Raw genomic sequence first — 12,346 nt, 5'->3', positions numbered from 1 at the left:
GGCGCCGCCGTCCTGCGGGCACGGCTTTCGCCGCCGGCGGTTTCCCACCGGCGGCGGCCATCACGAGCGGGGCGGGATCAGACCGGGATGTTGGGGAAGACGCGGCCGGAAAGCTGGGCGTCGGCCAGTTCCGCCGGGATGGCGTCACGCTCCTTCAGCCAGCGGGCGAACTGGCGGTCCGCGGAGTTGATGTGCAGCATCAGCCATTGCGGCAGGAAGGTCGCCAGATACTCGGCGATGTTCTCCTCCGGCACGTTGCCGGTGGTGAAGGCGTGCAGCTGCTCCCACGCCAGGGAATGCTGGACGAGATGGTCGGCCAGGAAGGGATAGCCGGCTTCCTCCATCACCTTCTGCTCGCTGGCGAAGTGAATCTCCGTATAGACCACCGCGTCGGCCAGCGTGCGATAGACCTCCTCGCGGGAACGGCCTTCGGCGACGGCGACATGGAACGCCTGGACCAGCTCGATCCATTGTTTGTGCTGTTCGTCGATGTCCTCGATGCCCAACGCAAGATCGTCGCTCCAGACGAGATCCTGAAAATTCTCGGAGGGCATGTCCATGATCGGGAAGACTCGGCTTAAGGTGGTAACAATTTGGTCATCATAGTCAGGGTCGTACGTGCATCAATGGTTTGAATTGAGATAAATTGTCGCGGTTCCGGCGGCGAGCCGCGACGCGGGCCGAGGGGGCGTGTCCTTGCCGGACGCCGGGCGCGGGTCAATATGCGGGCCTGTGACGACACAGCCGACAGGATGCGCCATGCGACGCGCCATGAACCGCCGCCTCCGCCTTTTGCCGCTGCTCGCCCTGCTGGCGCTGCCGCTGCCCCACGCCGCGAACGCCCAGGACGCGGAGCCGCAGAAGGCGCCGGCCCGGAATGAGCAGGCCCAGAGCGCGCCGAAACCGACGGAGCGGGCCGGCGGCGGCTTCGACGCCCAGCGCAGCGAGACCAGGCACCAGCTTCCGTTGCCGGCCGGACCGCTCGCCTACACGGCGGTGACGGAGTTCCTGCCCCTGCGCGACGGCCCGCGCGAGGAGGTGGCGGCCCGTGTCTTCACCGTCACCTACACGCTGGACGGGGCGCCGCGCGGCCAGCGGCCCGTCGCCTTCGTGTTCAACGGCGGGCCGGGGGCGTCCTCCGCCTATCTGCATCTGGGCGCCCTGGGGCCGAAGGTGGTCGGCTTCAACGACGACGGTTCGCTGACCCGCCCGCCGGCTCCGCTGCTGGACAACCCGGACAGCTGGCTGGCCTTCACCGATCTGGTCTTCATCGATCCGGTGGGCACGGGCTACAGCCGCGGCATCCGGCGTGACGGCGGAAAGGAGGAGGGCGCGCGGCGGGACGAGGATCCCGGCAAGCGCTTCTGGTCGGTCGACGCCGACAGCCGGGCCATGGCGGAGATCGTCCGGCTCTGGCTGACCCGCAACGGCCGGTGGGAATCGCCGAAATTCCTGGTGGGGGAAAGCTATGGAGGCTTCCGCATCGCCAAGATGGCCAACCGCCTGATCGACGACACCGGCATCGCGGTCAACGGGCTGATCATGGTCTCGCCGGTGGTCGATTTCGCCACCATACGCGGCGGCGGCGGGCTTCTGGTGCCGGCGCTGCGGCTGCCCGCCTACGCCGCCTCCGCCGCCGCCAACGGGCTGGTTCCCGGCACGCCGGAGCAGGCGGCGGAGGCGGCGGAGCGCTACGCCTTCAACGGCTATCTCACCGGGCTGGCCGGGCTGGACTACCGCCGGCCCGGCGCGGCGCAGGGCTTCTTCGCCGAGGTGGCGCGGACCATCGGCCTGCCGGAGGAGCTGGTGACCCGTTTCCGCGGCGAGATCCCCACCGACGTCTTCGCCCGCGAGCTGCTGCGCGGGCGCGGGCGGGTCGCCAGCGTCTATGACGGCACCTTCACCGCCGCGGACCCCGATCCGTCGGCGGCGCGCCTTCCCTTCGATCCCTTCCTGAAGGGCACGGTGCCGACCTACACCACCGCCTTCGCCGCCTACGCCCACGAGTGGCTGGGCGTGCGGACGGAGGTGCCGTTCGACCTGCTCAGCGACCGGGTCAACCGGGGCTGGGAGTGGCCGCGCTCCGGCCAGCCCAGCGCGGTGGACGACCTCCAGGCCGCCCTGACCCTGCAGCCGGCGCTGCGGGTGCTGATCGCCCACGGGCGCACCGACCTCATCACCCCCTACATGGCGTCGCGCTGGGTGGCGTCCCGCCTGGAACTGCCGGACGGGCAGGCCGACCGGGTCGCCGTGACGGTCTATGAGGGCGGTCACATGATGTACACGCGGGCGCCCGAGCGCGCGAAGCTGGCCGCCGACGCGCGCGCCCTGATCGAGGCCGCCTTGCGGTAGGGTGGGCCGGGTGCGGTGCCGGCCGGGGGCCAAAAAAAACAGGCGCCCCGGTCGGGGCGCCTGCTGCGCAATGCCTTGCCTTGGCCTGTGGTCGCCGGCTGGACCTTGCCGGTTAGAACAGACGCAGGATCGACTGCTGCGACTGGTTGGCCAGCGAGAGGGCGATGGTGCCGAGCTGCTGACGGGTCTGCAGCATCAGCAGGCTCGCGCCTTCCTCGTTCTGGTCGGCCAGCGTCAGCTTGTTGGCGCCTTCGACCAGCACGTCGCTGAACTCCTTGGTGAAGGTTTCGCGGGTCGTGATGATGTTCAGGTTGGTCGACAGCGTCTGCGAGGCCGACCGCAGCGTCTGCTTCGCGTAGTCGATGCCGGCGACCGCCTTGTCGATGTCGGCGCGGTCGGTCCAGTCGTTCTGCGCGTAGTCCAGACGCAGGCCCTGGCCGCTGGAGGTCAGGTTCTGGGCCTTCACCGTGATCGAGTTGGTGTTGCGCTCGTTGAGCTGCACCGTCAGATCGTTCGAGGTGTTGGCGTCGGTCACCTGCACCGAGACTAGGTTGGCCGCCGAGTTGGCTTCCGCCGCCTGCTTGATGCTCTTCTGATCGACGTTGAAGCGCACCGTGCCGGTGTCGAACGCGAAGGAGTTCTCACCTTCCGCCAGCTTGCCCTCGCCGCGGTTGGCCATGCCGTCGCGGGTCACCGTGGAGCCGTTCAGGTTGCTGACCTGGATCTGGATGTCGACCTTCTTCTCGATGACCGAGATGCCGTTGCCGCTGTTGGCGGCCTGCTCCAGCAGATTGCGGTCCACCGTGAAGGACACGATGGTGCCCGACGCGAAGCTTTCGGAGATGCGCTTGGTGAGGGCGTTCCCGGCGGTGGCCTTGACGGTCATCTCGCGGGCCGAGTTGCTCGTCGTCGCGCCTTCCAGCGTGATCGTGCCGGTGGTGCTGACCGTGATGGTCTGGACGTCCTTGCCGCTCAGGCGACCGTTGGCGCCCAGCGCGTTGTCGATCGACGCCTTCAGCTGGTTGGCGATGTTGACGCGGGCGGTCTGCCCGACCGCCACGTCGCCGGCGGTGGCGGTGTAGGTGAAGGTCTGGTCTTCGACGGTGATGGTGAAGCTGTCGCCGGCCTCGATCGTGCCGCCCATCGACACCTGGGTGAGCTGCGCCGTGCCCGACTTCGCCGCCTGCGTCGTGTTGGCGGCCATGGTCTGGCTGTTGTCGAAGTAGGTGATCGTGCGCGACTCGTTGCCGTCCGTGATGATGAAGGAGCGCTCACGGCCCTTCGCGCCGCGGACCTCGATCTGCACGTCGGAGAAGCTGCCGAGCGAGGTGGCCATCGTGCCGGACAGCTTCAGACCGACCAGGCCGTGGGCCATCTCGGCGCTGTTGATCTCGCCGGCCGCGCCCTCGATGGAGCCGTCGCCCTTGACGCGCACCGTGTAGGTGTCGGTCGACACCACGTTGGTGACGCGGGCGTTCTCGATGCCCTGGATGGTGTTGACGGCGCGGCGCGACTCGCTGGTGGAGTCCAGGCGCAGGCCGTTGCCGGCCAGCAGGTTCTTGCCGGCATAGCCGCTGTCGCCGGCCAGCTTGTCGATCTGCTCCTTCAGGGAGTTGAACTGGGCGGCCAGCGTCTTGCGGGTGGCGACGGAGCCGGCGTCGGTGCCCAGAGCGGAGTAGGCGGCGGTGGTCAGACCGCGCGCCTGCTCGATCATGCTTTCGATCGCGGTCACGCCCTTGTCGGCGGCCTTGATGGTGCTGATCGACTGACCCATGGCGTCCTTCAACGACGACAGGTCACCGGCGCGCTGGGTCAGGCTCTTCGCTGCGAAGAACGAAGTCGGGCCGTCGAGCGCCGAATTGATCTTGTTGCCGGTCGAGAGGATGTTCTGCTTGACACCGATCTTGTCGTTCACGCTCTGCAGTTGCAGCAGATTCGTGCGCATTGACGCGGTGAGGGTGACGTCGTTGATGGCCATGGTTCCAAGTCTCCTTCTGAGGCTCGCCCCGCGGCTGGTGCTTGAAACCGAAGCGAGGCAACGTGCATTTGCGCGCTCCACCTCTATCAAGACCCGTGCCAGTTCGCGGGTCTTCCCGTAAATTATTGATCTTTATGGATATCCTTGGAGCTTGTGCGGTGGGCTGGCCCAGGCTGGCCGGCCGGTCCTTCCCACGGCGGCGGAAAGTTTTGCCGGGCAGAAAGGGTGTTGCGCCCCGGACTCCGGGACAAAACTACCCAGTTGGGGAGCGCCGGCGGGGTGCCGGTAAGCTCTTGGTGCCGGCGGAGGAGGGGGCTATCGTCGGGGGGCGCCGCCCATCAGGGCATTCTCGGCGCCCGCAACGAAGACGGAGGGATGAGCATGGCCGGACGCATCGAGGCGCGGCTGAAGGAGTTGGGGATCGAGCTGCCGCAGGCGGCGGCCCCGGTGGCGGCCTATGTGCCCTACACCCAGTCGGGCAGCACGCTCTACGTGTCGGGGCAGGTCACCGTGTGGAACGGCGAGCGCCGCTTCATCGGCAAGCTGGGCCAGGACTTCACGGTGGAGCAGGGGCAGCAGGCGGCGCGGCTGTGCGCGCTGAACATCATCGCCCAGGCGAAGGCGGCCTGCGGCGGCGATCTCGACCGGGTGGTGCGCGTGCTGCGGCTGGGCGGCTTCGTGAACGGCACGCCGGACTTCCACGACCAGCCGCTGGTCATCAACGGCGCGTCGGAGCTGATGATGCAGGTGTTCGGCGACGCCGGGAAGCACGCCCGCGCCGCCGTCGGCGCCCCGTCGCTGCCCGGCAACGTGGCCGTCGAGGTGGACGCCATCCTCGAACTGGCCTGATCGGGGCTTCGGACCGGGGGAGGGGCGGGCCTCTTGCCGCGGCGCGGAAAAGCGCCCACCTCCCTCGGCGTGCCCGTGAAGGAGCCCGCGAAGGAGAGAGCATGCCCGACGGCAAGGACAGCGGCGCCGGCCCCGGGGCCGGGGAGGCCATCACCGTCAAGGTCCTGACCGGCATCGGCCTCGCCGACCCGAAGGAGTGGGACGCCTGCGCCGGGCCGGACAACCCGTTTCTCAGCCACGCCTTCCTGCTGGCGCTGGAGGAATCGGGATCGGCCATAGGCCGCACCGGCTGGCAGCCCAGCCACCTCGCCGCCTTCGACGGGGCGGGGCGGATCATGGGGGCGGTGCCGCTCTACCTGAAGAACCATTCCTACGGCGAGTATGTCTTCGACCACGCCTGGGCGCACGCCTATGAGCGGGCGGGCGGGCAGTATTACCCGAAGCTGCAATGCGCCGTGCCCTTCACCCCGGTGCCGGGGCCGCGCCTTCTGGTCCGGCCCTGCGCATCGGCCCAGGGGATGGAGGCCGTCGCCGGCGCCCTGATCCAGGGCATGGAGGAGGTGGCGCGGCGCTACGGCGTGTCCTCCGTCCACGTCACCTTTCCGGAGGAGGGCGACTGGCGCCGCCTCGGCGAGGCCGGCTGGCTGCTCCGCGAAGGCGTGCAGTATCATTGGGAGAACCGTGGCTACGCCAGCTTCGACGACTTCCTGGAAACCCTGAACAGCCGCAAGCGCAAGGCCATCCGCAAGGAGCGGCGCGAGGTGGCGGAGAGCAGCGTGCGGCTGCACAGCCTGACCGGCGCCGACCTGAAGCCGGAGCATTGGGACGCCTTCCACCGCTTCTATCTGGAGACCGCCGACCGGAAGTGGGGCGGCGGCTACCTGAACCGCGCCTTCTTCCGCCTGCTGGGCGAGACCATGGGCGACCGGGTCATGCTGGTGATGTGCGAGGATCACGGGGAGTGGGTGGCCGGCGCCCTGAACCTGATCGGCGCCGACGCCCTCTATGGCCGCAACTGGGGCTCCGACGGGAGCTACCGCTTCCTGCATTTCGAGGCGTGCTACTACCGCGCGCTGGACTTCGCCATCGAGCGCGGCCTCGGCCGCGTCGAGGCCGGCGCCCAGGGGGAGCACAAGATCCAGCGCGGCTATCTGCCGGTGCCGACCTACAGCGCCCACTGGGTGGCCGACCCCGGCTTCCACCGCGCCATCGCCGATTACCTGCGCCGCGAGCGCCCCGGCGTGGCGGCGGAGCGCGAAGCGCTGATGGAGCTGTCACCCTACCGCCGGGACAGCGCGTCGGAAGGATAGGGCCGGATCAGTAGGGAACGCGGTCGGGCCGGGCGGCCCATTCGTCGAAGACGGCGCGCGCCTCGCCGGCCAGAAGGCGCTGCATGGGGATCGCCCGCTGCTCCAGAGGCAGGGCGATCTCGGTGTAGAGGAAGGCATCGTCGAAGCCGATGGCCGCCGCGTCGTCGCGCCCGTTGGCGTAGACGATGCGCCCGATCCGCGCCCAGTAGATGGCCGACAGGCACATCGGGCAGGGCTCGCAGCTCGTGTAGACCGTCGCCCCGGCGAGGCTGAAGCTGCCGAGGTCGCGGCAGGCGTTGCGGATGGCGACGACCTCGGCGTGCGCCGTCGGATCGTTGGTGGAGGTCACGCAGTTCCACCCCTCGCCGATGATCCGGCCGTCCCGCGCGATGACCGCGCCGAAGGGGCCGCCGGCGTTGCCCTGCATGTGGGTGCGGCTGAGCGCGATGGCGCGGCGCAGGCAATCCGTGTCGAAGCTCGTCATGCTTTCCCTCTCCCAACCCTAACCGCATTGTGGTTCAATGGTTTAGTGACTGTTCCATGGCTCTGGCCCGGCATGCGCCCGCGGCATTGCAGGGACGGCGGACGATTGGGGATTTCTCCTTTACTGCCCCTGCGCAAAGCGTAGTGTGGGCGGGACCAGCCGACCGACGGACCCGCCCGATGACCGACCGCACCATGGAATTCCTGAAGCAGGTGCGGGACCATCTATTCTATCTCAAACTGAAGCCGGGCGGTGTGCGCCTTCAGGCGAAGGGCGTCGATCTGTCGAGGCTCCGGTTGAAGGGCTTCAATCTGCAAACGGCCATCCTCACACAGGGCAATTTCTCCGACGCCCAGCTCGAGGAGGTCAGCTTCGCGATGTCCGACCTGTTCGGGGCGAATTTCAGCCGGGCGAAGCTGGTGGGCTCGTCCTTCGCGCGGGCGGACCTGCGCGGGGCGAACTTCCTGAAGGCCGACCTGACCCGCACCGACTTCGAGGGGGCCGACCTGCGCCCCGGCCAGATCATGGTCCACCGCTCCGGCCGCGAGGACGAGGAGGAGCGGCGGCCCACCAATCTGACGGACGCGCGGATGGACGGCGTCAGCTTCAAGGGCGCCGACCTCAGCCATGCCGAACTGGCCAACGCCTCGACGGCGGGCGGCGACTTCAGCAACGCCAATCTGTTCGCCGCCAATCTGGCCGGGGCCGACCTGACCGAGGCGAACTTCAGCGGGGCCAAGATGAAGCGCGCGGTGCTGAACGGCGCCAACCTGACCCGCGCCGTCCTGCGCAACGCCGACCTGCGCGAGGCGACCCTGCGCAACGTCGACCTGACCGTGGCCGACACGCAGGGCGCCAACCTCAGCGGCGCCGTTTACATGAGGAACGCCGACGCCCTGCCGACGCCGGTGCGCAGCGTGCTGGACGCCCACATTTTGTGGATCAACAGCGGCGGGGGGGCCGGGCTGCGGGCGGACTTCACCGGGATGGACCTGCGCGGGCTGGATCTGACCGCCTGCGACCTGTCGGGCGGGGTGTTCCGCGGCGCCAATCTGGACGAGGCCCGGCTGTCCAACGCCTCGCTCTCGCTGGCCGATTTCGGCGGGGCGAGCCTGCGCCGGGCGCGGCTGGACCAAGCGGTGCTGACCGGGGCGAACCTGAGCGGGACCGACCTGACCGGAGCGGACCTCCATGGTGGCGACCTCGGCATGGTGGACCTGCGCAACCCGGACGGCACGCCGACCGGGCGGAGCTGGCCCGCCAACCTGTCCGGCGCCACCCTGACCGCCGCCGACCTGCGCGGCGCGCGGCTGACCGGGGCCAAGCTGGCCGGCGCCAGCTTCGAGATGGCCAACCTCGCCTCCGCCGACCTGCGCGGCTGCGACGATGCGGCGGCGAACCTGTCGAAGGCCAGCCTGATGGGCGCCCGCCGCGGCCCGCTGGAGGCGCGGCCGCCGCGCGACGGCGGCGGCCCCCTCATCGCCCTCTAGCCCTCACGTCCAGGCGGCGAGCACCGCGGCGGCGGTCGATTCGCGCAAGGGGGCTCGCTCGGGCGGATTGCCGCCATCGACGCGCAGGCCCATCAGGGTCTCCACCAGCGGCTCCGGCCCCGGCGTGACGCGGATCTGGCCACGGGCGGCGATGTGCGGGTGGTCCGGCATCTCCGCCAGGGTCGGCAGCGCCTCGAAGCAGCAGTCCACGGGGTCGAGCAGCGCCTTCCAGTCGGCGAGGCTGCGGCCGGCGAACAGGGCGTCCAGCTCGGCGATCAGGGCGCTCTGGGGCAGCGGGTCGCCTTGCCGGGTGATCCAGTCGGGGCGCCCCACCGCTTCGCAGAAGCCTTGCCAGAATTTGGCCTCCAGCGCCGACAGGGTGGCGAAGCGGCCGTCGGCGGTGCGGTAGATGCGGTAGCAGGCCGCTCCGCCGGACAGCAGCGCCTCGCCGCGGGCCGGGACCTCGCCGCGGGCGTCCGCGGTCAGGTTGAAGCCCTGCCAGCCCAGCACCGTCTCCATGATCGACAGGTCGAGGAAGCAGCCCTCGCCGCTGCGCTGGCGCCCGAACAGGGCGGCGACCACCGCCAGCGCCGCCTGCTGGGCCGAGGCGAAGTCGGCGACCGGCGGGTGGCTGATCGAGGGGCGGTCCGGCGTGCCCGAGGAATCCAGCCCGCCACCGACCGCCATGTAGTTCAGGTCATGGCCGGCCCGCCGGGCGTAGGGGCCGCCGCTGCCCCAGCCGGACAGGCTGGCGTGGACCAGCCGCGGGTTCAGCGAACGCAGCCGGGCGTGGCCGACCCCCAGCTTGTCCAGAACGCCGGGGCGGTAGCTTTCCACCAGGGCGTCGGCCCCGGCGATCAGCGTCTCGAAGGCGCCGCGGTCGCCCTCGTCCTTCAGGTTCAGGCGGACGACGGTCTTGCCGGCGTTCAGCAGCTTGTAGGCGGCGGTCGTGCCGTCGGCGTCGGTGGGGCCCATGTGGCGCAGCGGGTCGCCGCTCGGCGGCTCCACCTTCACCACCTCGGCGCCGAGATCGGCCAGCATCTGGGCGGCGTAGGGACCCGGCAGATACTGGCCGAGGTCGATGACGCGCAGTCCGCTCAGGAAGGGCAGGGGCATGGTGCGTTTCCTTGTTCTTTGTTTTGGGGGCTTCGTTCTGGTGGCGCCGCCGGGACGAGTGTCCGCGATGCGGCGTTGGGAATGCAACCGTCGCCCTTCACAGCCGTGCCGCCTCCATCGTCGATATCAGACCGATGGTGAGGAGGAAAACATGTCCACGGCCAAGGCTCCCAAGTACAAGGTCTACAAGGATCACCGCAACGAATGGCGCTGGACCTTCCACGCCGCCAACGGCGAGACCATCGCCGTCAGCAGCGAGGGCTACACGGCCGAGCGCGACTGCCTGCACGGCATCGCCCTGATGAAGAGTTCCAACGACGCGGTCGTCCTGGTCGAGGAATGACCGCTGAACGATCGTCCGGCGGTCCGCCGGTCACCGGGCGTACGGGCAAAAAGAAAGGGGGCCTTGCGGCCCCCTTTTTCGCGTTCCGTGCGAAGCGGCGTCATTCCGCCAGTTCGTGCACGACCTCGTCCTCGTCCTCGTCGCCGGAGCGCCGCTTGCGCGACCCCTCGGTGTATTCGAAGGCGGGCTTGTCGTCCTTGACGGTGACCTTGACCAGACCGCCCTTGGCGAGCTTGCCGAACAGCAGCTCCTCCGCCAGCGGCTTCTTCAGGTGCTCCTGGATCACGCGGCCCAGCGGACGCGCGCCGTAGAGCGGGTCGTAGCCCTTCTTGCCCAGCCACTCGCGGGCCTGATCGTCCAGTTCGATCGTGACGCCGCGGTCCTCGAGCTGCGCCTCCATCTGCATGATGAACTTGTCCACCACGCGGTTGATGACCTCCTGGGTCAGCGGCGCGAAGGGGATGATCGCATCCAGACGGTTGCGGAACTCCGGCGTGAACAGCTTCTCCACCGCTTCCATGTCCTCGCCGACCCGACGCTCGCGCTCGAAGCCGATGGCCGGCTTGGCCATGTCCGCGGCGCCCGCGTTGGAGGTCATGATGAGGATGACGTTGCGGAAGTCCACCGTCTTGCCGTTGTGGTCGGTCAGCTTGCCGTGATCCATGATCTGCAACAGGATGTTGAACAGATCCGGATGCGCCTTCTCGATTTCATCGAGCAGCAGCACGCAATGCGGGTGCTGGTCGATGGCGTCGGTCAGCAGGCCGCCCTGGTCGAACCCGACATAGCCCGGAGGGGCGCCGATCAGGCGGGAGACGGTGTGCCGCTCCATGTACTCCGACATGTCGAAGCGGGTCAGCTCGATGCCCAGCGTGAGGGAGAGCTGGCGGGCCACCTCGGTCTTGCCCACACCGGTCGGGCCGGTGAACAGGTAGTTGCCGATCGGCTTCTCCGGTTCGCGCAGGCCGGCGCGGGCCAGCTTGATGGCGGAGACCAGCGCGTCGATGGCCTTGTTCTGGCCGAAGACCATGGTCTTCAGGTCGCGCTCCAGGTTGAGGAGCGTCTCCTTGTCGTCGCGGCTGACCGACTTCGGCGGGATGCGGGCGATCTTGGCGACCACCGCCTCCACGTCCTTGACGGAGATCTTCTTCTTCCGCTTGTTCTCCGGCAGCAGCATCTGCGCGGCCCCGACCTCGTCGATGATGTCGATGGCCTTGTCCGGCAGCTTGCGGTCGCCGATGTACTTCGCGGACAGCTCCACCGCCGAACGGATCGCGTCGTTGGTGTAGCTCACCCGGTGATGCTTCTCGTAGTAGGTCTTGATCCCCTGGAGGATCTTGATCGCATCCTCGACCGTCGGCTCGTTGACGTCGATCTTCTGGAAGCGCCGGACGAGCGCCCGGTCCTTCTCGAAATAGTTCCGGTATTCCTTGTAGGTCGTCGAACCGATGCAACGCAGGGAGCCGGAGGCGAGGGCCGGCTTCAGCAGGTTCGAGGCGTCCATCGCACCGCCCGAGGTCGCACCGGCACCGATGACCGTGTGGATCTCGTCGATGAAGAGGACGGCACCTTCCGTGGCCTCCAGTTCGGAGACGACGGCCTTGAGGCGCTCTTCGAAGTCGCCGCGGTACCGCGTACCGGCGAGCAGGGAGCCCATGTCGAGCGCGAAGATGGTGGCGCCCTTCAGCACCTCCGGAACCTCGCCATGGACGATACGGCGGGCCAGCCCCTCGGCGATGGCGGTCTTGCCGACACCGGGGTCACCGACATACAGCGGGTTGTTCTTCGACCGCCGGCACAGGATCTGGATGGTCCGTTCGACCTCCTGCTCCCGTCCGATCAGCGGATCGATCTTCCCGCTGGCCGCCTTCTTGTTCAGGTTGACGCAATAAGCCTCTAGGGCTTCGCTGCCTTTCTTCACGACCTTCTCCGCCGCCGCGTCCTCGTCGGCTCCGGTAACGCGCTTCGCTTCCGAGCGGCCCGGGGCCTTCGCGATTCCGTGAGAGATGTAGTTCACCGCGTCGAAACGGGTCATCTCCTGCTCCTGCAGGAAATAGACCGCGTGGCTTTCGCGTTCAGAGAACAGGGCGACGAGCACATTTGCTCCCGTCACCTCTTCACGCCCCGACGACTGGACGTGGATGGCCGCGCGTTGCAGCACCCGCTGGAAGCCAGCCGTCGGCTTCGCATCATCGGGCCTGTTCGTGATCAGGTTCGCAAGCTCGTTGTCGAGGTAATCCGAGAGTTCGGCGCGCAGTCGGTCCAGATCGACCCCACAAGCGCGCAAGACGGCCATTGCATCGGCATCCTCGGTCAATGCGAGCAGCAAGTGTTCGAGCGTCGCGTATTCGTGCCTGCGCTCGTTCGCATGGGCCAGGGCTCGGTGCAGCGTCTGTTCCAAGTTACGCGACAGCATCTGTGGCC

10 protein-coding genes are annotated in these 12,346 nt (G+C 68.6%); 5 read left to right on the top strand and 5 right to left on the bottom strand.

Annotated features, from left to right (window positions below):
• Positions 1 to 77: 77 nt before the first annotated feature.
• Complete coding sequence (locus TSH58p_RS08185) at positions 78 to 560, bottom strand: bacteriohemerythrin (RefSeq protein WP_109071379.1); 483 nt, start codon at positions 558 to 560, stop codon at positions 78 to 80.
• Positions 561 to 771: 211 nt separating this feature from the next.
• Here TSH58p_RS08185 and TSH58p_RS08180 point away from each other — a divergent pair, with 211 nt between their 5' ends.
• On the top strand, positions 772 to 2,352 hold the full coding sequence (locus TSH58p_RS08180; RefSeq protein WP_247895523.1) for a S10 family peptidase: 1,581 nt from the start codon (positions 772 to 774) through the stop codon (positions 2,350 to 2,352).
• Positions 2,353 to 2,464: 112 nt separating this feature from the next.
• Here the strand turns inward: TSH58p_RS08180 and TSH58p_RS08175 are convergent, their stop codons facing one another.
• Positions 2,465 to 4,330, bottom strand: a complete 1,866-nt coding sequence (locus tag TSH58p_RS08175) for a flagellin (protein ID WP_109469196.1) — start codon at positions 4,328 to 4,330, stop codon at positions 2,465 to 2,467.
• A gap of 381 nt (positions 4,331 to 4,711) precedes the next feature.
• Here TSH58p_RS08175 and TSH58p_RS08170 point away from each other — a divergent pair, with 381 nt between their 5' ends.
• On the top strand, positions 4,712 to 5,179 hold the full coding sequence (locus tag TSH58p_RS08170; RefSeq protein WP_109068663.1) for a RidA family protein: 468 nt from the start codon (positions 4,712 to 4,714) through the stop codon (positions 5,177 to 5,179).
• A 101-nt stretch (positions 5,180 to 5,280) separates the two neighbouring features.
• Positions 5,281 to 6,489, top strand: coding sequence for a GNAT family N-acetyltransferase (locus TSH58p_RS08165; protein WP_109068645.1), 1,209 nt, complete (start codon positions 5,281 to 5,283; stop codon positions 6,487 to 6,489).
• Positions 6,490 to 6,496: 7 nt separating this feature from the next.
• Here the strand turns inward: TSH58p_RS08165 and TSH58p_RS08160 are convergent, their stop codons facing one another.
• Complete coding sequence (locus TSH58p_RS08160) at positions 6,497 to 6,973, bottom strand: nucleoside deaminase (protein ID WP_109068644.1); 477 nt, start codon at positions 6,971 to 6,973, stop codon at positions 6,497 to 6,499.
• Between the two features lie 179 nt (positions 6,974 to 7,152).
• Here TSH58p_RS08160 and TSH58p_RS08155 point away from each other — a divergent pair, with 179 nt between their 5' ends.
• A complete protein-coding gene (locus TSH58p_RS08155) occupies positions 7,153 to 8,463 on the top strand; it encodes a pentapeptide repeat-containing protein (protein WP_158282567.1) in 1,311 nt (436 codons plus the stop codon).
• Between the two features lie 3 nt (positions 8,464 to 8,466).
• Here TSH58p_RS08155 and TSH58p_RS08150 read toward each other — a convergent pair whose 3' ends face one another.
• Positions 8,467 to 9,579: a CaiB/BaiF CoA-transferase family protein gene (locus TSH58p_RS08150; RefSeq protein ID WP_109068642.1), complete on the bottom strand. Its 1,113-nt coding sequence runs from the start codon at positions 9,577 to 9,579 to the stop codon at positions 8,467 to 8,469.
• Between the two features lie 151 nt (positions 9,580 to 9,730).
• On the opposite strand from TSH58p_RS08150, the gene TSH58p_RS08145 reads away from it, so the two are divergent.
• The gene (locus TSH58p_RS08145; RefSeq protein ID WP_109068641.1) at positions 9,731 to 9,922 is read left to right on the top strand and encodes a DUF1508 domain-containing protein; all 192 of its coding nucleotides are present in this window, start codon (positions 9,731 to 9,733) and stop codon (positions 9,920 to 9,922) included.
• Positions 9,923 to 10,022: 100 nt separating this feature from the next.
• Here the strand turns inward: TSH58p_RS08145 and clpA are convergent, their stop codons facing one another.
• The gene (gene clpA, locus TSH58p_RS08140) at positions 10,023 to 12,338 is read right to left on the bottom strand and encodes an ATP-dependent Clp protease ATP-binding subunit ClpA (protein WP_014239699.1); all 2,316 of its coding nucleotides are present in this window, start codon (positions 12,336 to 12,338) and stop codon (positions 10,023 to 10,025) included.
• Between the last annotated feature and the right edge of the window lie 8 nt (positions 12,339 to 12,346).

Source organism: Azospirillum sp. TSH58 (assembly GCF_003119115.1).
Taxonomy (GTDB): domain Bacteria; phylum Pseudomonadota; class Alphaproteobacteria; order Azospirillales; family Azospirillaceae; genus Azospirillum.
The sequence above is the reverse complement of the archived record's forward strand: the minus strand, read 5'-3'. Positions and strand labels throughout refer to the sequence as shown.